Origin of the sequence: Caproicibacter sp. BJN0012, from assembly GCF_035986805.1 — a bacterium.
Taxonomy (GTDB): Bacteria; Bacillota; Clostridia; order Oscillospirales; family Acutalibacteraceae; genus Caproicibacter.
Genome location: NZ_CP142518.1, coordinates 2,121,388 through 2,146,703, shown reverse-complemented (window position 1 = coordinate 2,146,703; position 25,316 = coordinate 2,121,388). Strand labels below are relative to the sequence as shown.

The window sequence follows — 25,316 nt, the reverse complement described above, 5'->3', positions numbered from 1 at the left end:
GAATAAATGCAAATTAAGAGCGAAGAACGGCTCCGATGCTCTCAAGTTCCTTCACGGCGCGCTTCATCGCGGCCGTAATCTGGTCTTCCGTCAGCGTACCGCTTGAAGAACGGAGCACGACGCGGAATGCCGCGCTCTTTTTGCCCTTTTCAATCTGTTCCCCGCGGTACACGTCGAAAAGCTCGATCTTCTCAAGCAGGGGACCGGTTCCGGAACGGATCGCGCGCTCCAGAGTCATGACCGGTATCCTGTCGTCGCAGATCAGGGCGAGGTCCCTCTCGACAGCCGGAAATTTGGGGAGAGGGCGATAGATCTTCTCTATTTTGGCGTTCTGATACAGTGTGTCCACGTCAAGCGTAAAGCTGATGACCCTGCAGTCCATGCCGTAGTTTTTCGCAGCTTTCGGATGAAGCTCCCCAATGACGCCGAACGGGCTGCCGCCGATGGATAATACGGCGCAGCGGCCGGGATGGTAGCTGAATTCCTCCGACGAGGCGGCAATATCCCAGCCTGTTACACTAAGTTTTTCCAGAAGGTCCTCCACCATACCTTTCGCGGTGAAGAAATCGGCGCCGTCGCCGTACATGCCGCAGATGAGCTTCAGCTTTTCCTCCGGCAGCCGGTCCGCCGAGGTGGGGAGGTACTCCGTCGCCAGCTCATAAAGGCAGGCGGAGGCGTTGCGGTTATTGTAGTTTCGGGAGAGGACGTCCATCATGGAGGGCAGGGCGGTGGTGCGCATGATGCCGGTGTCCTCGCCGAGGGGATTCGAGATGACGACGGAATTGCGGAGCGGGGAACCCTTCGGCATCAGGATCTTGTCATAGTATTTGGGGCTGATGAAGGAATACGTCATGATCTCGCTCGCGCCGAGCGCCAGCATGGTGTCCCCGACCAGCCGCTCGAATTTTTGCCGTGCGGTGTATCTTCCCTGCGCCCCGCCGCGGAGCGAGGTGGAGGCGATTTTGTCATATCCGTAGAAACGCGCGATTTCCTCTGCAATGTCCGCCTTGTGGACGAGGTCAGAGCGGAAGGACGGAACCAGAACTTCGTCGCCGTCGAATCCGCACCCCAGCTTTTCCAGAATTCTCTTCATTTCGTCTTTTTCGACGGAGATGTCGAGAAAACGGTTGATCCATTCCGGCTCCAGGCGGATTCTGCGGGGCTCCTCGGGAAAATGGCGGTCTTCGATGATGCCGTCGGTCACATCGCCCGCGTCCAGCAATTCGATCAGCTCGCACGCCCGGTTCAGCGCGGGAATGCAGTTGTTCGGGTCCAGCCCCTTTTCGTAAAGGGAAGAGGCGTCCGTGCGCATGCCGAGGTCGCGCGCGGTCGTGCGGACCGAAGAACCCTTGAAGCAGGCGGATTCGAACACGATGGTCGTGGTGTCGTCCACGATTTCGCTGTTTTCGCCGCCCATGACACCGGCGATCGCGACCGCGCGGCTTTCATCAGCGATGACCAGGTTGTTGGAATGAAGCGTGTGCGGCGCGCTGTCCAGCGTGGTGATCGCTTCGCCGTCCCTTGCCCGGCGCACCGTGATTTTGTGCCCCTCGATGAACCGGTAGTCGAACGAGTGCATCGGCTGGCCGTATTCCAGCATCACATAGTTTGTGATGTCGACGATGTTGTTGATCGGGCGCACGCCCATCGCGCGAAGACGCTCGCGCATCCAGCGCGGGGAGGGCTTCACCCTCACATTTTTCACGACGCGCGCGGAATACATCGGGCAGAGGTCGGGCGCTTCCACCGAGACGCTCAGCAGTTCTTTCCCGGAGCCGTGGCCGCCTTTGACGACGGGCACATGGAGTTTCAGGGGCTTGTGGAACGTTGCGGCGGCTTCGCGGGCCAAGCCGATGACGGAAAAGCAGTCCGGCCGGTTGGAGGTGATCTCAAATTCGACGATCGTGTCGTTCAGGCCGATGGCTTCCTGAATCGGCTGGCCGGGACGGCAGTCCTCCTGTAAAACGAAGATTCCGTCCTCGATGGCATAGGGAAAGTCGTGTTTGGTCAGGCCGAGCTCCGAAAGGGAGCAGAGCATCCCGTTGCTTTCCAGGCCGCGCAGCTTTCCCTTTTTGATCTTCTTGCCTCCCGGAAGGCTGGAATTGTGGAGCGCGGCCGGCACGAGGTCGCCGACTTTCAAGTTCTGCGCCCCGGTGATGATCTGGAGCGGCTCGCCGTTGCCGACGTCGGTCCTGGTGATCCACATGTGGTCGGAATCCGGATGGCGTTCCAGAGAAAGGACTTTCCCGACCACCACGTTTTCAATTTCACCGCCTTCCGTCCTCCAGCTTTCCACCTTGGAACCGCTCATGGTCATTGCCTCCGTGAAGGAACGGATCGGCATATCTTCAAGCTCAACGAATTCCTTGAGCCATTTCTTGGACAAATCCATTTTGCTTCCCCCTTAAAACTGATTCAGGAACCGCACGTCGTTCTCGTAGAACAGACGCAGGTCGTCGATGCTGTATTTGCGCATTACGAGGCGTTCAAGCCCCATGCCGAACGCGAAGCCGCTGTATTCCTCCGGATCGATGCCGCAGTTCGAGAGCACCTTCGGATGGACCATGCCGCAGCCGAGAATTTCGATCCAGCCTTCACCCTTGCACAGGCGGCAGCCTTCTCCGTGGCAGCTGAAACACTGCACGTCGACTTCCGCGGAAGGCTCCGTGAACGGGAAATGATGCGGGCGGAACCGGACGACAGAGTCCTCGCCGTACATGTGCCTGATGAGGGTTTCCAATGTGCCCTTCAGGTTCGCGAACGTGATTCCCCTGTCGACCACAAGTCCCTCGATCTGATGGAACAGCGGGGAGTGCGTGGCGTCCACGGCGTCGGAACGGTAGACGCGTCCGGGGGAAATCATGCGGATCGGCGGCTTCTGCTTTTCCATGGTCCGCACCTGCACGGGGGAAGTCTGCGTCCGGAGCAGAATCTTGTCGGTGATATAAAACGTGTCCTGCGTGTCGCGCGCGGGATGGTCTTTCGGAATGTTCAGAGCCTCAAAGTTATAGTAGTCGTACTCGACCTCCGGCCCGCTGACGATGTCGAAGCCCATCCCGACGAAGATTTCCTTGATTTCGTTAAGTTCCAGGCTCAGCGGGTGCCTGTGGCCCAGGGCATGCCGTTTTCCCGGCATGGTGACGTCGATTTCTTCCCTCTTCAGCCGCAGGGCCGTCTCCGCCTCGTGAAGCTCGGCGGCCCGGTCAGCCAGTTCCCTTTCGAGCAGCGCGCGCAGTTCGTTCGCGAACTGCCCGACGACGGGTCTCTCCTGTTCCGACAGACTGCGCATTTGCTTCAGAATGGCGGTCAGTTCCCCTCTTTTGCCCAGATATTTAATGCGGAGACCTTCAAGGCCCTGCCGGTCCATTGTCCCCTTGAGCTCCTCCTCCGCCCTTTTGCGAAGGGACTCCAACTGCTCTTTGATCATACGGGTCATCCTTTCTTCTCCAGTGAAAAATAAAAAAGCCCTCCTCCCGCAAGGGACGAAGGCAAAAGCTCCGTGGTACCACCCTAATTGTAACTTAAAAAGCCTTTAACGGCGCCGTCCGTTGCGGCCTACTGCGTTTGGTTCAGCCGCACCGCTCCAAAGGGAACTTCGCCGCTCTATTCCGCAAATGCGCTTTCAGCCGACGGCACATTTTCTCTGATCGGAATGAAGAAAGGTTACTTCCTTTTTCATTGCGTTTTTGATTTTTACAAAATACAATATAACACGGATCATATCCAAATGCAAGGGAAATATCCATTTGTCCGCGGAACGGGCGGGACCGGCGCTTAAAAAACAAGGCTGAAAATTGTATTCGATTCCAGCATGTGTTAAAATATAAAAAAATGCTCTGGAGGGGGAGATCCGTGGACATTTTTATTGAACAGCTGGTTAAAAAGAAATCAGGCCCGCGGGATTATCTGTTTTTCACGGGGATTGTGCTGATTGGGGCGCTGGTGGTTTTTCTTTCCATACTTTTTCTCCCGTCTCTGGCGATTTTTGTCCTTGCCGCCGTCTGCTGCGGCGCTTATCTCCTGATTACTTCGCGGAATCTGGAATTTGAGTACAGTGTGACCAACGGCGATCTCACGATCGACAGGATTATTGCCAAGCGGAAACGAAGACGGATGATTTCCGTCGATGCCCGCACGGTGGAGAAAATGGGAAAATATGACCCTCAGAAGCTTCGCTCGAAAAACTTCGACGCGCGGATCTTTTCGTCCGAAACGGAAAAAGGGACGGACGCGTGGTATCTCTGCGCACACCATTTCGAAAGGGGGAACGTGCTGATCGTTTTCAGCCCGAACGAAAAGATACTGAACTCGATCCGGCCGTTTTTGCAAAGGCAGGTGGCAAAGGATGCTTTTGGTCGGTACTGATCTGGTGGAGATCGCCAGAATTGAAAAATCCATGCGGAACCCGTTGTTCTGTGCCCGGATTTTGGGGAAAACAGAATATGAACAGCTTTCCCGGCGCGGCTTTCCCGTGCAGAGCGTAGCGGCCAGTTTCTGCGCGAAAGAGGCCTTTTCCAAAGCGGTCGGGACGGGCCTTGGAGGTTTCCGCCTGCGGGAGGCGGAGCTTCTGCGCGCGCCGAACGGCGGGCCGGAGCTTCGCCTTTCCGGAAAAGCGGCGGAACTTGCGGGGAAAACACGTTTTTCCGTCAGTGTGACGCACACCGCAACATCCGCCGCCGCGACCGTCGTCGGATGGGGGGAGGAAGCGCTTCCGGTGGAGCAGGCGTTGCCGAAGGAACTGCCTGAAGGGGAAAAAATCCTGCGGGACATGCTCAGGCCCCGTGATCCGGAAAGCAACAAGGGGAATTACGGCCGCCTTCTGTGCGTCTGCGGCAGCGATGGCATGGCGGGCGCCGCCGCCATGAGCACGCTTTCGGCCCTCCGCTGCGGCGCGGGGATCGTGGAGACCGCTCTCCCGCGGACGATTTATCCGATCGTCGCCGCCCTTGCGCCGGAGGCGGTATTTACCCTGCTCGAAATTTCTTCGGAGGGCGGCATGGCGGACCGGACCCCGCAGGAGATCCGTTCGGCGCTCTCGCGGGCGAGCGCGTGTCTTGCCGGCTGCGGACTGGGAAAAAGTCCGTTTGCGCGCGGCGCCGTTTCCCTTTTGCTCAGGGAAACGCGGGTTCCGCTTGTCCTGGACGCGGATGGCATAAATCTGGTGTCGGAGCATATAGATGAACTGAAAACAGCCCGCGCCCCGCTCATTCTGACGCCGCATCCCGGCGAGATGGCCCGCCTTTTGAAGACGACGGTGAGGGGGGTCCAGGAAAACCGGGAGGAATGCGCCCGCTCGTTTTCACGGGAATACGGGGTGATCCTGGTCCTGAAGGGAGCCGGAACGCTGGTTGCCTCACCGGAGGGCCGGCTGTACCGGAATACGACCGGGAATCCGGGCATGGCGAAGGGCGGAAGCGGCGACGTGCTGGCGGGGATGATCGCGTCCTTTGCCGCGCAGGGGATCGAACCCTTCAGCGCGGCGGCCGGGGCGGTGTATTTGCACGGCCTTGCCGGGGACCGATGTGCGGAGTCGCTGTCGCAGAGCGCCATGCTGCCCACCGATCTGATCGGGAAACTGCCGGAGCTGTTTTTGAAATTGGGGCGGTAGCGTGTACGCCGCCCGAACGGGGGAATGCCGGTGCGCCGGTCTGTGATTGCCGCGGCTGCGGCGCTGTGCCTGCTGCTGAGCGGCTGTGCGAGCCCCAGAATGGAAGCCGGGGACCTTGACTTTCAGTTCGACTGCAAAGCGGAGATCCATTATCCGGGCGGCAGCGTCACCTGCTCTTTTCAGCGCGCCGGACCGGAGGACGCGGGGCTGGAAATCCTTTCAGGAGGGCCCGCGGGTCTGTCCTGGAGCTGGAGCGGCAACGGCTTTACCGCGCTGTACCAGGGACTGGCCGCCTCCGGGGAAAACTGCATCCTTCCACAGGATTCTTTCGCCTCCGTATTGGTGAATACACTCGATCAGGCGGAAAAAACGGATTCCCTGACTCCCACGCACGACAATGAATTTTCCGGGAACGCGGGGTACGATTATACGCTGACCGCCGATCCGGAAACAGGGAAGATCCTGACGCTGAACGTGCCGGAATGCGATGTGAAAGCGGAATTTTACGATTACGCCCAAAAAACGATCAGCGCCGAGCTCAATCTGGATCCTGTTCCGGATTAGATTTTTGAATGAATTTTTAAAAAATCCACAGTTAGCCAATCAAAAAGGCCGGCCCGCAGAACCGCGGGCCGGCCTTTTTGATTGGCTTGTATTCGCCCGGGTGCGGTCGGGAACCGCTTGTTCCATTGCTTCAGAGGCCTGAACATATCTGGAAACCCATAAATTTACTGTCAACCGCTCCCATCCAATAATATTATATAACAGGTTCCTCAAAGCGAATAAATCCTTATTGGAATGTCAATACTATTCGCGAAGCCAAATTATGTTATATGATTTATTCGGAGTGTGAAAAATGAACATTCGAAGAGGAGATATTTATTATGCCGACCTCAGCCCGGTGGTCGGGTCCGAGCAGGGCGGAGTGCGGCCGGTTCTGATCATACAGAACAATATTGGAAACAGGTTCAGCCCAACCGTGATCGCCGCCGCGATCACCAGCCAGCGTTCAAAGGCAAATCTTCCGACGCACATTATGCTGAATGCCAGCACAACAGGGCTTGCAAAGGATTCGATCGTTCTGCTGGAGCAGGTGCGCACGATTGACAAGCACAGACTGAAGGAACGCATGGGACGGCTCGACAATACGGCGATGTCGATGGTGGATCAGGCCCTGTCTATCAGCTTCGGCCTGAACGAACAGGAGCAGGTGCGGCAGGCTACATAGACCGCCTGATTTGCAAACAAAAGCGTATATTTATTTCATTCCATCGGATACTAAAAACACAAATTTTTTATAAAGGAGTGTTTTCAATGATATCCGAGAAAGAGCTTTCGGCGATTGAAGATCAGCTTGCCCACGAGCGCGTTCTGATCACCAAATACAATGCGTATTCACAGATGTGCAACGACCAGGAGCTCAAGCAGAAATGCAGTTCCATTGCGCAAAAGCACCAGTGCCATTACGACACACTCATGGGATTCTTAAACTGCTAAAGGAGGAGGAAAACAGGAATGAATTTAAATTTAAATCAGAATCAAAATCAGAATCAGCAGATCAGCGGCACGCAGCCTACCGCTTCGATGCCGGAACGGGAGATTATGGATGACGCGCTCGCATCGCAGAAATATATGACGGACACCTACAACACCTATTCAAACGAGTGCGTCACGCAGAATGTCCGGGATGAGTTTATGAAAATCCTGAATGAGGAGCATCAGATTCAATCCGATGTTTTTGATACCATGAAGCAGCGCGGCTGGTATAACATTCCCGACGCCCAACAGCAGAAAATCCAGCAGGCCAAGCAGAAATATCAGAACGAGAATCCCGGCGCTCAGGGCTGACAAAGTTTATTTCAAGGGGACGGACCAACCGGTCCGCCCTCTTTTTCTATACGGCTTTTCAGCCGCATGTGCCCGGCATGAAAGAAAAAGTTGAATAAATGCCTGCGGAATGCTAAAATAATCAGATATGGGGCAGGTGTGGTGTTTGAGTGTGAAAAAATGGCGGATTCGTCGTTATGACGAATCCGCCGCTTCCCAAATTGCAGATGAATTGAAGCTGCCGCGTTCCATTGCCGCGATCCTGGCTGCGCGCGGGCTGGAAGATGTGTTCGAGGAACCTTCTGCGCCGCCTTTTTCCGACCCGTTTCTGCTTCCGGACATGGAGCCGGCGGTGGAGAGGGTCAACCGCGCTCTGGACGGATTTGAGAAAATCGCGGTTTACGGCGACTATGACGCGGACGGCGTCACCGCGACGGCGATGCTGTATTCTTATCTGGAATCCTGCGGCGGAAACGTGATCTATTATATTCCGGAGCGGGAAGGGGAGGGATACGGCCTGAACCTCGGGGCGGTCGATACGCTGCGGGAGCAGGGTGTCGGTCTGATCGTCACGGTGGACAACGGAATTTCCAGCGTGGATGAAATCGCCTACGCGAACAGCCTGGGAATGGATACGGTCGTCACGGACCATCACCACCCGCGGGAAACCCTGCCTCCTGCCCGTGCCGTGGTCGATCCCTTCCGGAAGGACAGCGGAGCGCCGTACGACGGATTCGCCGGCGTCGGGGTCGCTTTCAAGCTGATCCAGGCGATGGAGGGTCCGGAATGCGACGTGGACGCTCTGCTGGAAAACTACGGGGACCTCGCGGCGATCGGAACGATCGGGGACATTGTCCCGCTGACAGGAGAGAACAGGGCGCTGGTTTCGGCGGGCCTTCGATATCTGCCGAGGACGGACCGTCCCGGTCTGCGGGCGCTGCTGGAGCAGATCGGAATGGAAAACAGGGAGATTTCGGCGGAGCAGGTTGCCTTTCTTCTGGTCCCCCGCATCAACGCCGCGGGGCGCATGGAATCTCCGGATCAGGCGGTGCGGCTTTTGATTTCGGAGTCCCCGGAGGAAGCGGGATTCCTTGCGGGAAAAATCTGCGAAGACAACGAATACCGCCGCAGCGTGGAAAATGAAATTCTGGAAAAGGCGAAGGAACGCTTCCGGGCAAATCCATCCCTTTTATACGACCGCGTTTTGGTCGTCGACGGGGAGGACTGGCATCACGGCGTGATCGGGATCGTCGCCGCGCGGATCGTCGACCGGTTTGGAAAGCCGTGCATCGTCATTTCGCGCACGGGGGAAGAGGCACGCGGCTCCGGAAGAAGCGTGGAAGGCTTTTCCCTGTTCGACGCGGTTGATTCCTGCCGCGACCTTCTGACCCGTTTTGGAGGCCATCCGATGGCGGCCGGCCTCTCCCTGCCGTCGGATCGGATCGATGAATTCCGGGCGCGGATCAACGCCTATGCGGCGCAAACCGGGCGGCCCATGCCGGCACCCGCGCTTTCGATCGACTGTCTGATCAAGCCGAGGGAACTGTCTCTTGAAATCACCAGGGCCATGCGGTTCCTGGAACCGTTCGGGACGGGAAACCCGGAGCCGGTCTTCGGATTGGCGGATATGACGATTGCCGGCATCACGCCGGTTGGGGGCGGCAAGCATCTGCGCGTCAGCGTGTCCGGGGACGGCTGCACGGTGCGCTGCATGAAGTTCCGCACAACGCTTGAGGAGTTCTGTTACCGCCCGGGCGACCGGGTCGATCTTGCCGTGACGCTTCAGGAGCGGGAATACGGGGGCAGAAATCTTCTGTCCATTGTCATACGGGACATAAAGTTTTCCGGGATGGATCAGGACGGGATCATTCAGGCAAGGGCGCTTTACGACCGATTTCACAGGGGAGAACCGCTTTCCGCGCAGGAAGCCGGCCGGTTGAAACCCGGTCGTGCGGAATTCGCCGGGATCTATCGGACGCTGAGGGACGGAAGCGGGTACTGCGGAGCGCCCGAGAACCTTTTGCCGAGGGTCCCGGAGCCCGCGCCGGGAATGGAAAAGCTTCTGATCGCGATGGATGTTTTTGAAGAGCGGGGACTGATCCGGCTGGAAAAATCGGACGATACATATCAGGTGGAGCTTGTTCCGCAAAAGGGAAAAATCAATCTGATGGATTCCAAAATCATGCGTACCCTGGAACAATTTGAAAAGGCGGGTGAGAAAAATGGCGTGGCCGCTGAAGACCTTTGATGATCTTCTGTCCCTGATCCGGGCAAGCGAGCGCGATTACAACCTGGATATCATCACGCGCGCCTACCGGCTCGCGGAAAGTTCCCATCACGATCAGAAGCGCCTTTCCGGCTCGCCCTATATTTCTCATCCGGTCGCGGTGGCCTGCATCCTCGTTGAGCTCGGCATGGATACGGAATCGGTCGCGGCGGGCCTCCTTCACGACGTTGTGGAGGATACTCCCATCAGCCTTGATCAGATCAAAAAAGAATTTGGGGCTGAAATCGCCGGGCTGACGGACGGCGTGACAAAGCTGGGACGCATCCCGTACTCCTCCCGCGAGGTACAGCAGGCGGAAAACCTGCGCAAGATGCTGATCGCGATGAGCGAGGATATCCGCGTGATCATCGTCAAGCTGGCCGACCGCCTGCACAACATGCGCACCAGCGAATTCTGGTCGCCGCAGAAGCAGCGTGACAAAGCGCTGGAAAACATGGAGGTCTACGCGCCGATCGCGCACCGTCTCGGCATCCGGGCCGTGAAGGAGGAACTGGAGGACCTGTCCCTCCGCATCCTGGACTCCACGGCCTATGAGGAAATCGAAAGCGGGCTGGAGCTTCGTTCCGGCGAACGGACCAAATTCATCGAGTCGACCAAGAAAAAGATTTTCGAACGCGTTTCAACCATCATTCCCAACGTGTACCTGGAGGGACGTGTCAAGAGCATCAACGGTATCTACCGCAAGATGTTCGTCCAGGGCAAGACCATGGATGAGATTTACGACATCTACGCCGTGCGAGTGATCGTCGACACGGTGAACGACTGTTATAATGTGCTGGGAATCATTCACGATATGTTCCGCCCGATCCCGAACCGCTTCAAGGACTATATCTCCACCCCGAAGCCCAATATGTACCAGTCGCTTCACACGACCGTGATCGGCACCGAGGGGATTCCGTTCGAGGTGCAGATCCGCACGTGGGAAATGCACCACACGGCGGAATACGGCATCGCGGCCCACTGGAAATACAAGCTCGGCCTGTCCGCGAAAGGGCAGGACCAGTTCGAAAAGCGCCTTTCCTGGATCCGCCAGATGCTGGACAACGAAAAGGACAGCGAGGACGCGACGGACCTGGTCCGCATGATCAAATCCGACCTTGTGCCGGAGGAGGTGTTTGTCTTTACGCCGCGCGGCGACGTGATCAGCCTTCCGGCCGGAGCGACCGTGATCGATTTTGCCTACGCGATCCACAGTGCCGTCGGGAACCGGATGACGGGCGCGAAGGTGGACAAAAGGATCGTGCCGCTCGATTACCGGGTCAAGACGGGGGAGATCGTCGAGGTCCTCACCAGCAAGGAAGCGCGCGGACCCAGCCGCGACTGGCTGAAAATCGTCCAGACCAGCGAGGCGCGCAACAAGATCCGGACCTGGTTCAAGCATGAAAAGCGGGACGAGAATATCGCGGAGGGAAAATCGGAGCTCGAGCGGGAGATCAAACGGAACAACATCCTCCTTTCGGAGGAAGAACTTAGAAACGTGCTGGAAAAGCTCGGCCCCCGGCACAACTGCCATACGGTGGAGGATGTCTATGCCGCGATCGGCTACGGCGGAGTTCAGGTGTGGAAGATCCTTCCGAAGCTCCGGGAAGCGGCCCAGAAGGAACGTCAATTATCCGCGCCGCCCGCCCCCGCGCCGGAAAAACCGCCGAGGTCTGTCATTAAGACGAGCGCGGGCATTATCGTGGAGGGAATGGACAACTGCCTGATTAAGATTTCCCGGTGCTGCAATCCGCTGCCGGGCGATGAAATCATCGGCTTCATCACAAGGGGATTCGGCGTTTCCATCCACAAGCGGGGCTGCTCCAATGTTCCGAAAGATCTTTCCGAAGCGGCGGAACCGGAGCGGTGGGTCCGCGTACACTGGGCCGGAGAGGTTCGGGAGGAGTTCAAATGCACGCTTGAGATCACGGCGGAGGACCGTTCGGGCCTGCTTGTGGACATTACGCAGCAGATGTTCAATATGCACCTCTTTATTCATTCGCTGAATTCGCGTGAATTAAAGGACGACAGAGCGGTCATCACGGCCACGATTACCATCAACGGGCTGGACCAGCTCAGGAATATCATTGACCGCCTTTCCAAAATAGAAGGAGTTTTGACGGTGCGCCGTCCGTAGCGGGACCATTTCCAGTTAGGAGGAATAATATGAGAGTAACCAAAATTCCGGGCGGACCCCTTCCGACGAACTGCTACCTGCTGACGGAAGAACAGACCGGTTTGACCGCCGTGATCGATCCCGGGTTCGAAAGCGGGGAACTGACGGAAAGCGTCCTTGCGGCAGGAAAGGGAAAGGTGCCGATGATCCTGCTGACGCATGCCCATTTTGACCACATTACGGGAGTCGCGAAAATAAAAGAACTGACCGGAGCGAAGATTTATCTGCACTCGGAAGAGCTGATGTTCGTGACCGACGGTTCGCTCAACGCTTCGGGCGTTTTTTACGGCGCGAAAGTTCCGCCCTTCCGGGTCGACGTCCCCATGGGCGACGGAGACGAGATCGGGCTTGGAAGCCTGAAAATCCGCGCGATTCATACGCCGGGCCATACCTCCGGCGGGTGCTGCTTCCTTGTCGAAGACGCTCTTTTTACCGGCGACACGCTGATGAAGCTGAGCTGCGGGAGGACGGACTTTCCGACCGGAAGCTACCGCCAGATGCTGGATTCGCTGCAAAGGCTGGCGAAAATTCCGGGTAATTATCATATTTATCCGGGACACGGGCCGGAGAGCACGCTGGACTATGAACGGAAAAACAACTCGTTTCTCCAGGCCGGGGCGGATTCGTATGACCCTCTGTATTGACGGCCACGAGTTCCGGTATGAAATGGAAAACCTCTGCCGCGTTTTTTTCCCGGATCGGAAAATCGACTTGGCGGAGGAAGGAAAAGAGCCGGATATCTACACCGGCGTAACGCCCTGCGGCGACGGCATGCGGATCCGCGTCTCCGTTAAAATCAGCGGAGAGTACAAGAGTGCGGAGAAACTGCTTTCGCCCGGCGAGGCGGCGGATTCCCGGGAAGTGGAGCGCCGCATGGGGGTTCTGTTGTACGGCCTGCTTTCGCAGGCGTGCGGTTTCCATCCTCAGTGGGGAATCCTGACGGGCGTCCGGCCGGTAAAGCTCTTTGCACGGCTTGCCGGGAGCATGGGGGAAGAGGAGGCCGTCCGGTATTTTGAAGAAAAGCTGCTGGTCTCGCGGGAAAAAGCGGAGCTGTGCCGCATGACCAGCAGCAACCAGACGGAGATTCTGTCCATCCCGCGTCCCCGTTCCTTCAGCCTGTACATTGCGGTCCCGTTCTGCCCGACGCGCTGCGCCTACTGTTCCTTTGTGTCAACCTCGGTGGAAAAAGCGTTCCGGCTTGTTCCCGATTACGTGGAACTGCTGTGCGCCGAACTGCGCCGGACTGCGGAAATCGCCGCGGAGCTCGGCTTGACCTGCGACTCCGTCTACGTCGGCGGAGGAACGCCAACAACGCTGTCTGCGGAACAGCTGAAGCAGGTGCTTGACACGGTGAAAAACAATTTCGGCCTGTCCCGCTGCCGGGAGCTTACGGTCGAGGCCGGACGTCCCGACACCGTGACGGCGGAAAAGCTCGCCGCGCTCCGGGAAGGCGGGACGACCCGCATCAGCATCAATCCGCAGACGCTGAACGACGAGGTGCTGCGTGCGATCGGGCGCGCCCATACGACGGAGCAGACGCTGAACGCTTTTTCGCTTGCGCGGAGCTGCGGCTTCGGGAATATCAACATGGACCTGATCGCGGGTCTTCCGAAAGACAGCGAGGACAGTTTTCAAAAGACGCTGAGCGGCGTGATCGGCCTCGGGCCGGAGAGCGTCACGGTCCACACGCTCGCGCTGAAACGCGCGGCAAAGCTGTCGCTGGACCCCGCCGGACCTTACAGCGGCGACGCGCGGACGGCCCAGAACATGCTGGAAGAGGCGGATGGGAAGCTGTTGAACAACGGATACAGGCCCTACTATCTTTACCGGCAGAGCCGCATGGTGGGAAACCTGGAAAACACCGGCTGGTCAAAGCCGGGCTGCGAAGGGTATTACAACATTTTTATCATGGAAGAAAAAGAGACCATTCTGGCCTGCGGGGCGGGTGCGGTCACAAAACTGTTCGACCCCTCGTCGAACCGTCTGGAACGGGTTTTTAACTTTAAATATCCGTATGAATATATCGGTCGTTTTTCGGAAATGATGACAAGGAAAGACAGGGTGAAAGAGTTTTATGGCAGCCTTTCGGACTGATTTTGTCGAATATCAGAACAGCGTGCAGCAGATCAACCGTTCGGTCAGGGAAGACCCCGAGGCGTTTGTCGCAAAGGGGGAAAGGGCCTATCACGACAATCTGAGGAGGATCGCGGACAGCCTTGCGATGGAAGAACCGCCCTGCCGCCTTGTTATGCTTGCGGGTCCCTCCGCGAGCGGCAAAACGACGACCGCGCACCTTCTTGCGGAAGCGCTGCGCGAACGGGGAACCGGCGCGGAGATCATCTCCCTGGACGATTTTTACCGCGGGGAGCATCAGGCGCCGCTGCTGCCGGACGGCAGCCATGATTATGAAAACGTGGAGGCCCTGAATGTTCCGGAAATTCTTGAGTGTCTCGGCGACCTGATCGCAAGCGGGCGCTGCAATATGCCGGTTTTCGATTTTACCATCCGGCTTCCTTACCCGCACAGGCGGCAGGTCGTTCTCGAAGACCGGGAAATCGCGATTGTGGAAGGGATTCACGCTTTGAACCCGCTGCTGATCGCCGGCCTGCCCGCCCGGCACATTCGCCGCATCTACATCAGCGTGAAGCAGGGAATCCGGGACGAAGCGGGGGAACTGCTTGGGCCGAATGACATGCGGCTGGTCCGCAGAATCGTGCGTGACAAGAACTTCCGCGGAACGCGGCCCGGGACAACGCTCGGCATGTGGCGCAATGTGATGGACGGAGAGTACAAATATATCAAGCCGTTCCGCACCACCGCCGACTACACGATCAATTCCTTTCATGCGCACGGGCCCTGTGTGCTGAAAGACCAGGCCGCGACCCTCCTACATACCGTGCCGGAGGACGACCCGGGCTGGAAAACCGCGCGAATGCTGCTGAATGCTTTGGAGCGGTTTGAGCCGGTGGATTCCTGTCTTGTGCCCAAGAACTCGATTCTGAGGGAATTTATCGGCGGCGGGATTTATTGACCCGTATTCTTGCATTTGCCGCCGCTCCGGTGGTATAATAAAACAAATGAAAAAGAGGTGTGCTGTCATGGGACTGTTTGAAGATGTCGTAGTCAATGCGAAAACGGCGGTAAATGTCGTGGGGAAAAAGGCCAGCCAGATTGTCGATGTTTCCAAGCTGAGAATCAGTGCGGCAGATTTGAATAATGAAATTTCAAAACGGTACGAGGCGATCGGCCGCACGGTTTACGAGGCAAAAAAAACCGGCAACGATACCTCCGATCTGATTGCCGAGAGTGTCGCCGCGATCGACGACCTTTACGAGCAGCTGGACGCGGTAAATAACCAGCTTGCTTCCGCCCGCGCGAAACTGGTGTGCAAAAACTGCGGGCAGGAAAACGCGCAGGGTTCGGCCTACTGCTGCAAATGCGGGCAGAAACTGTCAAGTGACTGAAAGGCGACCAAGCGGGAAAAAAGGAAAGCTGCCGCAAATGAAAACGGCAGCTTTTTCCAGGTATGCCATACTTAGGACAACCCGAAGGAAGCCGGACTGCGGATAAAAATCGGGCGGAGGGCGCAAAACCCTCTTTTTTTATTTTCATAGGTGCTTGAATCCCGCAGTATAATATTTTATAGTTGTATTTGTCCTTGACAGGAACGCTGATTCACTGGAAACGGATGTGTTGCAATGGAACAAAGGAAGAATCCTCCGGCACGGCGGCAGAGCTTTCTTCACGGCGCCCTGATCCTGATGGTGGCGTATGCCGTTGAAAAGCTGATCGGCGCTTTTTTTAAGATCCCTCTGACCTGGATCCTGACCCCCACCGGGAACGGTTATTTTTCCAACGCCTATTCCCTCTATGCTCCCCTGTACAGCCTGGCGACGGCCGGGTTTCCGATCGCGATTTCCAGACTGGTGTCGGAAAATTCGGTGCGGGGGCGCTTTCGCGACGTGCGGCAGATCCACCGGGCGTCGATCCGGATCTTTCTCATCCTCGGGATTCTGTCCTTTTCGATTATGTTTTTCGGCGCCCGGCCCTATGCGAACTACGTCCTGAGCGGGAGCCCGCAGAACGCTCTCCCGGCCATCTATGCTCTTGCGCCCGCCGTCTTCTTCACCAGCATGATGTCGATTTACCGCGGATACTACGAGGGCCTGCGCAACATGGTTCCGACCGCGATTTCCGAGGTGTGCGAGTCGCTGTGCAGGCTGATTTTCGGCCTCAGCGCCGCTTATCTGGTCGTCTGGGAGGGAATGAGGGAGTACGCTGCTTCCGGCACCGTGTTCGGAGCGCCCATGAAGTCGGCGGAATACGCCAAGCTTGCCACGCTGCCTTATGCTTCCGCGGGCGCCGTTTTCGGCGTAACGCTCGGAGGAATGACCGGCTTCCTGTTCCTGCTGTTTTACCACAGGCATAACGGCGACGGGATTTCCAGAGAGATGCTGCTGCGTTCCCCGAAGCCCCTCCCGATGCGGGTGACCTCTTCCAGACTGATCCGGACCGCGGTGCCGGTTGCGCTGGGGTCCCTTGCGGTCAATCTTTCCACTCTGGTGGACAGCACGTTTCTGCAGATGCGGATCAAGGATATTATGGACAGCAGCCCGCAGGTCCTGCTCAATATGTACAAGGGGATTATTCCCCAGTCGGACATTCAGCTGAATCTGGTTCCGTCCTTTTTGTTCGGCTGTTTCAGCAATGCGACCGTCTTCTTTATGCTTGTGCCTGGGATCACGCAGGCGCTCGGCGTCAGCGCCCTGCCGAGCGTAACGGCCGCCTGGACGCAGGGGGATCCCAAACGGATCAAGCACAGCATCGAGTCCGTCCTCAGGATCGTCACACTGATGGCGATTCCGTCCGGGCTTGGGCTTTCCATGCTCTCCACACCGATTGCAAAGCTGGTCCTCCGGTCGGGCAACGCGCCGGAAATCACCGGAAAGATTCTCGTCATTCTGGGGCTTGCCGCGATATTTGCCTCCATCAGCACGCCCATCAACAGCATGCTTCAGGCAATCGGCAGGGTGGACCTTCCGGTCAAGCTGCTGGCTGTCGGCCTGGTGGTCAAGATCATTCTGAATTATACTCTGGTGGGCATTCCGGAAATCAACGTGATGGGTGCCGGCACCGGGACTCTTGTGTGCTATTTCCTCATTACCTTTCTCTCCTTGTATTTCTTGATCCGGGAGACGGGGGTCATGCCGAATCTCTTCGCCATCTTTGTCAAACCGGCTCTGGCTTCCGGCATCAGCGTCGGCGCCGCCTGGATGCTCCAGAGGACGGCGGCAAAGCTCATACCGGAGGACTTGGCGACCGTACTGGCGATTCTTGCTGCCGCGTTTCTGTATTTGATTTGTATTCTTTGGTTCCGCGCGCTCAGCCGCCGGGATATTATAATGCTGCCAAAGGGACAAAAAATTGTGAAAATACTTGAAAAACACCATTGGATAAGGTAGAATAACAATGGAGTTTCAGAGTATGACAGGGCGGAGGACAGACTGATTTGTATGATCTGAAAAAGCAAACATATACTATGGATGATCTGCTGAATATCATGGAGCTTCTTCGTTCTCCGCAGGGGTGTCCCTGGGACCGGGAACAGACTCACCAAAGCATCCGCAACAATCTTTTGGAAGAGGCTTATGAGGCGGCGGAAGCGATTGACACGAATGACGCCCGGCTCCTTCGGGAGGAATTGGGGGACGTGCTTCTTCAGGTCGTTTTACATTCGCGGCTTGAAGAGGAAAAGGGCGGCTTTCGGTTTTCAGATGTCGTGGATGGAATCGCCAGGAAGCTGGTGTTGCGCCATCCCCATGTCTTTGGGGACTGTACCGTCCAAAACAGTGAGGAAGTCCTTTCAAACTGGGAAGCGATCAAAAAACAGGAAAAAGGGCGAAACACCGATACACAGGTCCTCCAAGGCGTATCCAAAGCTCTTCCCTCGCTGATGCGCGCGCAGAAAATCTCTAAAAAAGCCGCGAAAGCGGAGGGAAAACCGCAGGTTCTTTCCGAAGCGGTGGATTCATTGCTGGAAGACGCAAAAGAGCTGGCGCTTTCGGCGGACTCCGGGCAAACAGAGGAACAGAGAAAAAAGCTGGGCCGGCTTCTGTTTTCTGTGGCTGAGGTTTCCGGCATTCTGAAAATTGAAGCCGAACAGGCTTTGTCTGAAGCGTGCGACCGGTTTATTTTGCAGTTCGAAGAGCGCGAAAAGCAATCCGCCGGCGTGGAACCCTTGATTGAAAAGTAAAGGACCGATCTGAAATTCTCAGCGATTGCTGTTGAATAATAAAAAACGGAGGTCAATAAGATGAATAAGACAGAATTAATCTCTGCTGTTGCTGAAAAAACCGGGCTTTCGAAGAAAGATGCCGATAACGCAGTCAATGTCATGCTCAGCACGATAGTGGATACGGTTGCCAAGGATGAAAAAGTGCAGATTGTCGGGTTCGGAACATTCGAGCTTCGCAGCCGCAGTGAAAGGCAGGGCCGCGACCCGAGGACAAATTCCCCCATTACGATTCCCGCATCGAGAGTTCCGGCGTTCAAGGCGGGCAAGGCATTCAAGGATTCAACCTCCATCTGATCATATATTTACAATGAATCGGGACTGTAACGTGTTTCCTTGTTACAGTCCTGTTGATTTATTGGAAGGGAAATCATGAGACTGGATAAATATTTAAAAGTGTCGAGGCTGATCAAGCGCCGGACCGTTGCAAATGAGGCCTGTGATGCGGGCCGTGTGCTGGTCAATTCAAAACCGGCGCGCGCTTCCTATGAGATCAAAGTGGGCGATCTGATCGAAATCGGCCTTGGCTCCCGCAGCATCCGGGCCAAAGTTCTCAGCGTCGGTGAGACCGTTGGAAAGGGCCAGGCGTCGGACCTGTACCAAATTCTTTCGGAAGGGCCGGCGGAGCATTAAGTATATGTCCAACCGCCTTCGCATACAATTGGAACAGTACGAAGCGGGAGGGATTCCTTTGGCCGAACAAAAAGCGGTAAAAACCCCACACAGTTTGATCCTTGAAGACCGCAAAACGCTCACAGCCACTGGCGTTTCCAATGTCGACAGCTTTGACGAGCAGACGGTGGTTGCCTACACCGACTTGGGGGAGCTTGTTATCCACGGTGCGAATCTGCATATTGACAAACTGAATATTGACTCAGGGGAACTGACGCTCAACGGCGAAATCACTTCGATGACCTATTCGGAGAACCGGGCGACAACGGGCGGGCTTTTTAACCGTCTGTTCAAATAGGGGCGTGAAATGCCTTGATCACAGCTTTCCTTTCCTATCAGGTGTTTGGTTTTGCCGTCTCTGTCGCCGGAGGTTTCCTTCTCGGCGCGTTTTATGATGTTCTCAGGATCTGGCGGGATTTCTTTCATTCCCGGGCGCGCGCCGTGTTTTTCCAGGATTTTTTCTATATGGTCCTCTGCGCTTTCTTTTCCTTTTTGCTGGCTTTACCCCTCGGGGGCGGAGCGGTCCGCTTCTACCTTCTCGCGGGGGAGGCCGTCGGCTGGTTTGCCTATTATTTCACCGTTGGACAGGTGACGGCTTTCATTTTCCGGGCTGTTTCGGACTTTTTATATCGCCACTTTTTCAATCCGGCCGCCGAGCTTTTCCACCGTATTTTCAGATGGTTTGGCAAAAAAGCCGCCCGGGGGATAAAATTCTTGGAAAAAAAGGTTCTGGGCCTGAAAAAACGCTTGAAACGAAGGGCGAAAATAGTGTATAATCGTCCTAATGGATGGCGCCTGATTCGGCGAAATCGGCGAAAACGTAAGGTCGTGCGGAAAAATGAAGGTGCTAGAAAATCAAAAGCCTAAAAAGAGCTTTTTGCTGCGGCTGGCAGTTTTCGCTTTTGCGGCATATATGCTTGTCGCGCTTGTAAATCAGCAGATCAAGATCCAGGAAAAGCGACGGGAGCTGGAAGCTGCCAGACAACAGATACAGATTCAGGAAATACAGAATGAAGATTTAAAACATGCTTTCAGCACGGGAGCAAACGACGAGAGCGATTATATTGAGCGCAAGGCCAGAGAAGAGCTCGATTACGCCAAACCGGGCGAACGTGTTTTTGTTAATATAGCCGGACATTAAACAGCTCTGTCTAAGGAGGAAAACACTTACATATGCAGCTTGAGGTAGGAACGGTTCTGGAAGGGAAGGTTACGGGCATCACGAAATTCGGTGCGTTTGTAGAACTTCCGGGGGGAAAGACCGGCATGGTCCATATTTCGGAGGTTGCGCCCACCTTTGTAAAGGAGATTCGCGATTTCGTATCGGAAAACCAGATGGTCAAGGTCAAGATCCTGAATATCACTCCGGAAGGAAAGATCAGCCTTTCCATGAAACGGGTTGCGGAGCCCGCCCGGCCAAACGGCGGCGGCGCGGCAAGGCCATCCAGGCCGGGCAGCTACGAGTGGCAGCCGAGCAGGCGAAACGAGCCTGCCAACTTTGAAGACATGCTGTCCAAGTTCAAGCAGACAAGCGATGAAAAAATGCTGGATCTGAAACGGTGCATGGAATCGAAACGCGGCGGCTTTTCCAGGCACGGCGGCGGGTCCAACCAGGCGAAATAGAAAAACAGAATGGCAGCGGAGTGCACGCACTCCGCTTTTTTATTGGAGGCTGTTATGCTGATTTGCAACGCAAAAATCCATACCATGGCGGGAACTGCCATACCGGAGGGCTCCGTCAGGATTCGGGACGGAAGGATCGAGACGGTCTGCGCCGGTTCCCTCGCCCCTTTTTCCGGTGAAAAGGTGCTGGACCTGCGCGGCGCGGGGCTTTACCCGGGCTTTATTGATGCGCACACGCACCTGGGCATGTGGGAGGACGGGCTCACCTTTGAAGGCGACGACGGAAACGAGGAGACCGACCCCGTTTCCCCGCAGCTGCGCGCCGTGGACGCCATCAACCCGATGGACCGGTGTTTTTCGGAAGCGCTGGCCGCGGGAGTGACCACGGTGGTGACCGGGCCGGGCAGCGCGGACCCCATCGGGGGGCAGATGGCGGCGGTCAAGACTTACGGCACCAGGATCGACGACATGATCGTCAAGGCTCCTCTCGCCATTAAAATGGCGCTTGGAGAGAACCCCAAAACCGTCTATCACGGAAAAAACGAAGCCCCCTCCACCCGGATGGCAACGGCTTCCCTGATCCGGTCCGAACTTTTCAAGGCGAAGCGGTATCTGGAGGACCTGGAGCGCTCGGAAGCCGACGAGGAGACGGACCCTCCGGATTTCGATATCAAAAGCGAATCCCTTCTTCCCGCGCTCCGCGGGGAGATCGAGGTGCATTTTCACGCGCACCGTGCCGACGATATCTATACGGCCATCCGGATTGCAAAGGAATTCCGTCTGAACTATGTGATTGTCCACGGAACGGAAGCGCATCTGATTACGGACGGACTGCTCCGCGACCATGTCAGGGTTTTGTCCGGCCCCATCCTCTGCGACCGCAGCAAGCCGGAATTAAAAAACCTGACGCCGTCCTGTCCGGGGATTCTCGCGAAGGCCGGCATCCCGACGGCGATCGTCACGGACCACCCGGTCACGCCGATCCAGTACCTGCCGCTCTGCGCCGCCCTCGCCGTGCGCGAGGGAATGGACCACGAGGAGGCGCTCCGCGCGATCACCGTCAATCCGGCGAAAATCTGCGGCATCGACGGGCGGGTCGGCACCATTGAGGAAGGAAAGGACGCGGACCTCGTGGCGTTTGAAACGGATCCTCTCCGCCTGGAATCGAAACCGCTCTGCGTGATTGCGGGGGGAAGAATCGCTTTCACGGCGATTTGAGAGCTTTCTATTTCTTTTTCCTTTGGCGTATGTTATAGTATAGGCGGGGAATGATTTCCTTCCAAGTACGCTTAAGGAGATGTTGTCATGAAGATCACGATTACCGGCAGAAAAGTCAGCCTGCGGGATCATTTCAAGGATCTTGCAGCGAAAAAACTCTCTCGCTTTGACCGCATTTTCGATGAAGATGCCGAGGCGAAAGTCGTCGTAACCGTACTGAAAAACCGCCAGACCGTGGAGATCACGATCCGGTCACGCGGGATGTTTTACCGCGCGGAAGCGACTGCCGATGAGATGAACGACGCATTGGACGACGTGATTGACGCGCTTTCGAGCCAGATCCGCAGAAACAAGACACGCCTTGCGAAACGGATTCACGGTCTGGCTTTTGATGAGGATTTTAGGGAAACCCCAGGGGAAAAGGAAGAGCCGGAGGAATATAAAATTGTCCGGACGAAACATTTTTCCGTCAAGCCGATGAGCGTGGAAGAGGCGATCCTGCAGATGAACCTGTTGGAACACCAGTTCTTTATGTTCCGCAACCAGGAGGACAACCAGATCAATGTCGTCTATCAGCGGAAAAACGGGGATTATGGGCTCCTGACGCCGGATGCGGAATAAACTCTTTTGAAAAAAAGAATACTAAAACAAATGGAAAGGGGCTGCAGAGCGCGGCCCCCTTCTTTCTGAGGAGAGGTATGATGGAGGATTTTAAACTGGTTTGTCCCTGCATGCTTGGGGTCGAGGGCCTTGTCGCGGACGAGCTCAGGCGCATGGAAGCCGAGGAGGTGGAGGCACAGAACGGCCGCGTCGTTTTCGCCGGATCGGAGGAAATGCTTGTCCGCTCCAACCTTTGGTCCCGGTGCGGAGAGCGGATCCAGATCCTGATGGGCGAATTCCCCGCCCGGAGCTTTGAAGAGCTGTTCCAGGGAGTCCGGGCGCTGCCGTGGGAACGCTGGATCGGAAAGAGGGACGCGTTCCCCGTAAAAGGGTCCAGCCTGTCCTCCCAGCTTGCCAGTGTGCCTGACTGCCAGTCGATTGTCAAAAAGGCGGTCGTGGAACGCCTGAAACAGAAATATTCCCTGCAGTGGTTTGAAGAGACGGGGACGAAATACCAGATTCAGTTCCTGATTCTGAAGGACCGGGTCAGCCTGATGATCGACACTTCGGGGGAGGGGCTGCACAAGCGTGGATACCGTGCAAATTCGGCGGTGGCTCCGATCAAGGAAACGCTTGCCGCCTCCATGGCGTCGCTTTCGCGCGTCCGCAGGGACGCCCGGCTGATCGACCCGTTCTGCGGTTCGGGGACCATCCTGATCGAGGGCGCGATACACGCGCGGAACATCGCCCCGGGGATCGGGCGCAGCTTTGCGGCCGAAGGGTTTTCCCGCATTGGGAAAGCGGTCTGGCAAAGGGAGCGGGAGCGTACGAGGGAGCTGGAAAAGCGGGACGTTTCATTTGAAGGCTTCGGCTATGACAGCGACCCGTCGGCGGTTTCCCTGACGAAGGAGAACGCAAAAAAAGCCGGCGTCGGGGACTGCATCCGCGCTGAAAAAAAGGAAATTTCCCAATTCCGGGCGGACGGCGAATCAGGCTGCGTCATCTGCAACCCTCCCTACGGAGAACGGCTTTTGGATGTGAACCAGGCGCGGGAGCTTTACCGGGCGATGGGGAAGGTTTTTGAACGCAGACATTTCTGGAGCTATTCCGTCATCAGTCCGGACGAGACCTTTGAGGCCTGCTTCGGGCGCAAAGCGGACAAGCGGAGAAAGCTCTATAACGGGATGATCCGGTGCCAGTACTACATGTATTTTAAATAACGGCTGCGTGAGGCGCCGGAAATGGGGGAGCAAGAGTTGTTTCAGGATGACTGGGTGATGAGGCAGATCGAGAGCATCGTCAATTTTCTCACGGTAGCCGTGCTGAATAAAAAAACTCCGGAGTTTGAAATTTCGGAAGCAGAGAAGAAAGATTCGGCATACCGGCTGCATCAGACGCTGGTGAAGCTGATTCGGGAAAATCAGATCAACGAAGCGGAAAATCTGCTGTTCGAACGGATGGATTCACGCGACCGGCGGTATCTGGAGATGGCCGTCGACTTCTATTCGAGGCTGAACGCGCTCGACGACGACACGCTGGAGCGCTGCGGCTTTTCACGCGGGGAGATCGGCGACGGCCTGAAAGAAGCCGCCGGCCGGTTCGGGATTCCGCTGTCCGACCTGTTTCAGTCGGCGCCGGGGGAGGAACCCTGATGCGCTATGTCCTGATCGTCAATCCCGCCGCGGGCAAACAGAACGCGGCTGAGACCGTCCTTCCGGCGGTCCGGCGCTTTTTTATGGCGCAGGAACTGAATCCCGCCTGTTACCTGACGCGGGAGCCGGGAGAGGCGATCCGGCTGACCGAAAGGGAAGCGGAAAAAGGGGACCCGGTCAGAATTTACGCCTTTGGCGGAGACGGGACGCTCGGTGAAATCGCCCAGGGCGCCGCGGGGAAAAAGAATGTGGAGATCGGAATTTTTCCCTGCGGGTCCGGCAATGATTATATTAAAATTTTCGGCGCGATGGAAGATTTCCTCTCCCCCGAACGGCAGCTTGCGGGGGTTTCGCGGCCAGTCGACCTGATCCGCACGGGGCTTGGGCTCTCGATCAACCTGTGCTCCGTGGGCATGGACGCGATGGTGGCTTTGTATATGGAGCGCATCAAGCGCCTTCCGCTTGTCAGCGGTCCCGCCGCTTACGATCTGGCGCTTCTGAGGGTCCTCCTCGGCCGGATCGGGGACAACCTGCGCGTCAGGATCGACGATTCCGAAACCTTTGAAGGGTGCTTCGTTTTCGCCCTGGCCGCCAGCGGGCAGTACTACGGAGGGGGATACCGGGGCGCGCCGCAGGCGGTCCCGGACGACGGCCTGCTGGACTTTATCCTGATCCGGAAGCCGCCGCTTTATCAGATCCCGAGGCTTGTCGGCCTGTACAAGGCGGGGCGGCATATCGGGGCGAAGGAATTCGAAGAAATCCTGACCTTCCGCCGCGGGAAAAAAATGGAGATCGTCGCGGAGAAACCCGTCGCTTCCAACCGGGACGGAGACGTCGCTTTGATCAAGGCCGCCCGTTTCCAAATTCTTCCCGGAGCCGCACGGTTTATCGTTCCGGAGAATGGGACGGAAGGAATTTGTAAATAATTTGTGAAATCCTGCTTTTTCTCAAAAAACCTCTTGATTTTTAGTGGGGAAGCAGATAAAATAATCTTAGCACTCAAGGTTAATGAGTGCTAAATGCAATAATGATTAAGGAGGACATATTATGACTGTAAAACCTTTGTTGGACAGAGTGCTCATTAAAATGGAAGAAGCGGAGGAAACCACGAAGAGCGGCATTATCCTGGCCGGCTCCGCGAAAGAAAAGCCTCAGATCGCTGACGTCGTCGAGGTCGGCCCGGGCGGACTGGTGGACGGCAAGGAGGTCACCATGTACGTGAAAAAGGGCGACCGTGTCATCTGCAGCAAATACGCCGGGACGGAAGTCAAGCTGGACGGTACGGACTATACTCTGGTCCGCCAGAACGATATTCTCGCGGTCGTGGAATGAAAAAACTGCCCATGCCTTAACAAATATTAAAATTTGGAGGAATCAGATTT

Annotated in this window: 28 protein-coding genes and 1 other annotated feature; of the genes, 26 read left to right on the top strand and 2 right to left on the bottom strand. The window is 56.5% G+C overall.

Translation table 11 applies throughout. The annotated features are described in order from the left end of the window. Window positions 1-13: 13 nt before the first annotated feature. Together pheT and pheS are read right to left on the bottom strand one after the other, a co-directional pair. Window positions 14-2,392: a phenylalanine--tRNA ligase subunit beta gene (pheT, locus tag VA597_RS10345; protein WP_326974545.1), complete on the bottom strand. Its 2,379-nt coding sequence runs from the start codon at window positions 2,390-2,392 to the stop codon at window positions 14-16. A gap of 12 nt (window positions 2,393-2,404) precedes the next feature. Then, window positions 2,405-3,424: a phenylalanine--tRNA ligase subunit alpha gene (gene pheS, locus VA597_RS10340; RefSeq protein WP_326975680.1), complete on the bottom strand. Its 1,020-nt coding sequence runs from the start codon at window positions 3,422-3,424 to the stop codon at window positions 2,405-2,407. Window positions 3,425-3,475: 51 nt separating this feature from the next. Next, window positions 3,476-3,688 (bottom strand) — a binding site (T-box leader). Between the two features lie 164 nt (window positions 3,689-3,852). Between pheS and VA597_RS10335 the strand changes: the two genes are divergently transcribed. From VA597_RS10335 to VA597_RS10215, 26 genes are all read left to right on the top strand, one after another. Beyond that, window positions 3,853-4,365: a hypothetical protein gene (locus VA597_RS10335; protein WP_128742728.1), complete on the top strand. Its 513-nt coding sequence runs from the start codon at window positions 3,853-3,855 to the stop codon at window positions 4,363-4,365. After that, entirely contained in the window at window positions 4,352-5,608 is a 1,257-nt protein-coding gene (locus VA597_RS10330; protein WP_326974544.1) for an NAD(P)H-hydrate dehydratase, read from the top strand. Before VA597_RS10335 ends, VA597_RS10330 begins: the two co-directional genes overlap by 14 nt. A 30-nt stretch (window positions 5,609-5,638) precedes the next feature. After that, a complete protein-coding gene (locus VA597_RS10325) occupies window positions 5,639-6,172 on the top strand; it encodes a hypothetical protein (protein WP_128742726.1) in 534 nt (177 codons plus the stop codon). 292 nt (window positions 6,173-6,464) lie between these two features. Beyond that, window positions 6,465-6,836: a type II toxin-antitoxin system PemK/MazF family toxin gene (locus tag VA597_RS10320; RefSeq protein WP_128742725.1), complete on the top strand. Its 372-nt coding sequence runs from the start codon at window positions 6,465-6,467 to the stop codon at window positions 6,834-6,836. 86 nt (window positions 6,837-6,922) lie between these two features. Beyond that, the gene (locus tag VA597_RS10315) at window positions 6,923-7,105 is read left to right on the top strand and encodes a spore coat protein (protein ID WP_128742724.1); all 183 of its coding nucleotides are present in this window, start codon (window positions 6,923-6,925) and stop codon (window positions 7,103-7,105) included. An 18-nt stretch (window positions 7,106-7,123) separates the two neighbouring features. Continuing rightward, window positions 7,124-7,456 carry a spore coat protein gene (locus VA597_RS10310; protein ID WP_128742723.1) on the top strand — a complete coding sequence of 111 codons (333 nt, stop codon included), beginning with the start codon at window positions 7,124-7,126 and terminating at the stop codon, window positions 7,454-7,456. A gap of 151 nt (window positions 7,457-7,607) precedes the next feature. Next, a complete protein-coding gene (gene recJ, locus VA597_RS10305; RefSeq protein ID WP_243112807.1) occupies window positions 7,608-9,683 on the top strand; it encodes a single-stranded-DNA-specific exonuclease RecJ in 2,076 nt (691 codons plus the stop codon). Then, window positions 9,658-11,838 carry a RelA/SpoT family protein gene (locus VA597_RS10300; RefSeq protein ID WP_128742721.1) on the top strand — a complete coding sequence of 727 codons (2,181 nt, stop codon included), beginning with the start codon at window positions 9,658-9,660 and terminating at the stop codon, window positions 11,836-11,838. The genes recJ and VA597_RS10300 overlap by 26 nt, the downstream gene beginning before the upstream one ends. A 29-nt stretch (window positions 11,839-11,867) precedes the next feature. Further along, on the top strand, window positions 11,868-12,521 hold the full coding sequence (locus tag VA597_RS10295) for an MBL fold metallo-hydrolase (protein WP_128742720.1): 654 nt from the start codon (window positions 11,868-11,870) through the stop codon (window positions 12,519-12,521). Continuing rightward, window positions 12,505-13,971: a coproporphyrinogen dehydrogenase HemZ gene (gene hemZ, locus VA597_RS10290; RefSeq protein WP_128742719.1), complete on the top strand. Its 1,467-nt coding sequence runs from the start codon at window positions 12,505-12,507 to the stop codon at window positions 13,969-13,971. Before VA597_RS10295 ends, hemZ begins: the two co-directional genes overlap by 17 nt. Then, entirely contained in the window at window positions 13,952-14,908 is a 957-nt protein-coding gene (locus VA597_RS10285) for a uridine kinase family protein (protein ID WP_128742718.1), read from the top strand. Before hemZ ends, VA597_RS10285 begins: the two co-directional genes overlap by 20 nt. A gap of 67 nt (window positions 14,909-14,975) precedes the next feature. Continuing rightward, window positions 14,976-15,341 carry a zinc ribbon domain-containing protein gene (locus tag VA597_RS10280; protein ID WP_205703160.1) on the top strand — a complete coding sequence of 122 codons (366 nt, stop codon included), beginning with the start codon at window positions 14,976-14,978 and terminating at the stop codon, window positions 15,339-15,341. 234 nt (window positions 15,342-15,575) lie between these two features. After that, window positions 15,576-17,339, top strand: coding sequence for a putative polysaccharide biosynthesis protein (locus VA597_RS10275; RefSeq protein WP_128742717.1), 1,764 nt, complete (start codon window positions 15,576-15,578; stop codon window positions 17,337-17,339). 77 nt (window positions 17,340-17,416) lie between these two features. Continuing rightward, window positions 17,417-18,130, top strand: coding sequence for a nucleoside triphosphate pyrophosphohydrolase (gene mazG, locus VA597_RS10270; RefSeq protein ID WP_326974543.1), 714 nt, complete (start codon window positions 17,417-17,419; stop codon window positions 18,128-18,130). A 60-nt stretch (window positions 18,131-18,190) separates the two neighbouring features. After that, window positions 18,191-18,466, top strand: coding sequence for an HU family DNA-binding protein (locus tag VA597_RS10265; protein ID WP_128742715.1), 276 nt, complete (start codon window positions 18,191-18,193; stop codon window positions 18,464-18,466). A gap of 75 nt (window positions 18,467-18,541) precedes the next feature. Further along, window positions 18,542-18,802: an RNA-binding S4 domain-containing protein gene (locus tag VA597_RS10260; protein WP_128742714.1), complete on the top strand. Its 261-nt coding sequence runs from the start codon at window positions 18,542-18,544 to the stop codon at window positions 18,800-18,802. 58 nt (window positions 18,803-18,860) lie between these two features. Then, window positions 18,861-19,139: a sporulation protein YabP gene (yabP, locus tag VA597_RS10255; protein ID WP_243112488.1), complete on the top strand. Its 279-nt coding sequence runs from the start codon at window positions 18,861-18,863 to the stop codon at window positions 19,137-19,139. Between the two features lie 41 nt (window positions 19,140-19,180). After that, window positions 19,181-19,708 (top strand): spore cortex biosynthesis protein YabQ, encoded by a 528-nt coding sequence (gene yabQ, locus VA597_RS17765; RefSeq protein ID WP_442861492.1) that lies wholly within the window; start codon window positions 19,181-19,183, stop codon window positions 19,706-19,708. Between the two features lie 10 nt (window positions 19,709-19,718). Beyond that, on the top strand, window positions 19,719-19,982 hold the full coding sequence (locus VA597_RS10250) for an FtsB family cell division protein (protein ID WP_326974541.1): 264 nt from the start codon (window positions 19,719-19,721) through the stop codon (window positions 19,980-19,982). A 32-nt stretch (window positions 19,983-20,014) separates the two neighbouring features. Next, on the top strand, window positions 20,015-20,464 hold the full coding sequence (locus VA597_RS10245) for a S1 RNA-binding domain-containing protein (RefSeq protein WP_128742710.1): 450 nt from the start codon (window positions 20,015-20,017) through the stop codon (window positions 20,462-20,464). A gap of 54 nt (window positions 20,465-20,518) precedes the next feature. After that, the gene (locus VA597_RS10240; RefSeq protein WP_128742709.1) at window positions 20,519-21,682 is read left to right on the top strand and encodes an amidohydrolase; all 1,164 of its coding nucleotides are present in this window, start codon (window positions 20,519-20,521) and stop codon (window positions 21,680-21,682) included. A gap of 87 nt (window positions 21,683-21,769) precedes the next feature. Continuing rightward, complete coding sequence (hpf, locus tag VA597_RS10235; protein ID WP_128742708.1) at window positions 21,770-22,303, top strand: ribosome hibernation-promoting factor, HPF/YfiA family; 534 nt, start codon at window positions 21,770-21,772, stop codon at window positions 22,301-22,303. A gap of 80 nt (window positions 22,304-22,383) precedes the next feature. Beyond that, the gene (locus VA597_RS10230) at window positions 22,384-23,502 is read left to right on the top strand and encodes a THUMP domain-containing class I SAM-dependent RNA methyltransferase (RefSeq protein WP_128744296.1); all 1,119 of its coding nucleotides are present in this window, start codon (window positions 22,384-22,386) and stop codon (window positions 23,500-23,502) included. A gap of 21 nt (window positions 23,503-23,523) precedes the next feature. After that, window positions 23,524-23,934: a DUF6483 family protein gene (locus VA597_RS10225; RefSeq protein ID WP_128742707.1), complete on the top strand. Its 411-nt coding sequence runs from the start codon at window positions 23,524-23,526 to the stop codon at window positions 23,932-23,934. Further along, window positions 23,934-24,860, top strand: coding sequence for a diacylglycerol/lipid kinase family protein (locus VA597_RS10220; protein ID WP_128742706.1), 927 nt, complete (start codon window positions 23,934-23,936; stop codon window positions 24,858-24,860). The genes VA597_RS10225 and VA597_RS10220 overlap by 1 nt, the downstream gene beginning before the upstream one ends. Before the next feature lie 121 nt (window positions 24,861-24,981). Next, window positions 24,982-25,266, top strand: coding sequence for a co-chaperone GroES (locus tag VA597_RS10215; protein WP_128742705.1), 285 nt, complete (start codon window positions 24,982-24,984; stop codon window positions 25,264-25,266). Window positions 25,267-25,316: the final 50 nt, after the last annotated feature.

Bases quoted from the DNA above. Each gene is read 5' to 3' on its own strand.
- pheT (WP_326974545.1), bottom strand. From the start codon at position 2,392: ATGGATTTGTCCAAGAAATGGCTCAAGGAATTCGTTGAGCTTGAAGAT.
- VA597_RS10320 (WP_128742725.1), top strand. From the start codon at position 6,465: ATGAACATTCGAAGAGGAGATATTTATTATGCCGACCTCAGCCCGGTG.
- VA597_RS10315 (WP_128742724.1), top strand. From the start codon at position 6,923: ATGATATCCGAGAAAGAGCTTTCGGCGATTGAAGATCAGCTTGCCCAC.
- VA597_RS10310 (WP_128742723.1), top strand. From the start codon at position 7,124: ATGAATTTAAATTTAAATCAGAATCAAAATCAGAATCAGCAGATCAGC.
- VA597_RS10300 (WP_128742721.1), top strand. From the start codon at position 9,658: ATGGCGTGGCCGCTGAAGACCTTTGATGATCTTCTGTCCCTGATCCGG.
- VA597_RS10295 (WP_128742720.1), top strand. From the start codon at position 11,868: ATGAGAGTAACCAAAATTCCGGGCGGACCCCTTCCGACGAACTGCTAC.
- hemZ (WP_128742719.1), top strand. From the start codon at position 12,505: ATGACCCTCTGTATTGACGGCCACGAGTTCCGGTATGAAATGGAAAAC.
- VA597_RS10285 (WP_128742718.1), top strand. From the start codon at position 13,952: ATGGCAGCCTTTCGGACTGATTTTGTCGAATATCAGAACAGCGTGCAG.
- VA597_RS10280 (WP_205703160.1), top strand. From the start codon at position 14,976: ATGGGACTGTTTGAAGATGTCGTAGTCAATGCGAAAACGGCGGTAAAT.
- VA597_RS10275 (WP_128742717.1), top strand. From the start codon at position 15,576: ATGGAACAAAGGAAGAATCCTCCGGCACGGCGGCAGAGCTTTCTTCAC.
- mazG (WP_326974543.1), top strand. From the start codon at position 17,417: ATGGATGATCTGCTGAATATCATGGAGCTTCTTCGTTCTCCGCAGGGG.
- VA597_RS10265 (WP_128742715.1), top strand. From the start codon at position 18,191: ATGAATAAGACAGAATTAATCTCTGCTGTTGCTGAAAAAACCGGGCTT.
- VA597_RS10260 (WP_128742714.1), top strand. From the start codon at position 18,542: ATGAGACTGGATAAATATTTAAAAGTGTCGAGGCTGATCAAGCGCCGG.
- VA597_RS10245 (WP_128742710.1), top strand. From the start codon at position 20,015: ATGCAGCTTGAGGTAGGAACGGTTCTGGAAGGGAAGGTTACGGGCATC.
- VA597_RS10240 (WP_128742709.1), top strand. From the start codon at position 20,519: ATGCTGATTTGCAACGCAAAAATCCATACCATGGCGGGAACTGCCATA.
- hpf (WP_128742708.1), top strand. From the start codon at position 21,770: ATGAAGATCACGATTACCGGCAGAAAAGTCAGCCTGCGGGATCATTTC.
- VA597_RS10230 (WP_128744296.1), top strand. From the start codon at position 22,384: ATGGAGGATTTTAAACTGGTTTGTCCCTGCATGCTTGGGGTCGAGGGC.
- VA597_RS10225 (WP_128742707.1), top strand. From the start codon at position 23,524: ATGGGGGAGCAAGAGTTGTTTCAGGATGACTGGGTGATGAGGCAGATC.
- VA597_RS10220 (WP_128742706.1), top strand. From the start codon at position 23,934: ATGCGCTATGTCCTGATCGTCAATCCCGCCGCGGGCAAACAGAACGCG.
- VA597_RS10215 (WP_128742705.1), top strand. From the start codon at position 24,982: ATGACTGTAAAACCTTTGTTGGACAGAGTGCTCATTAAAATGGAAGAA.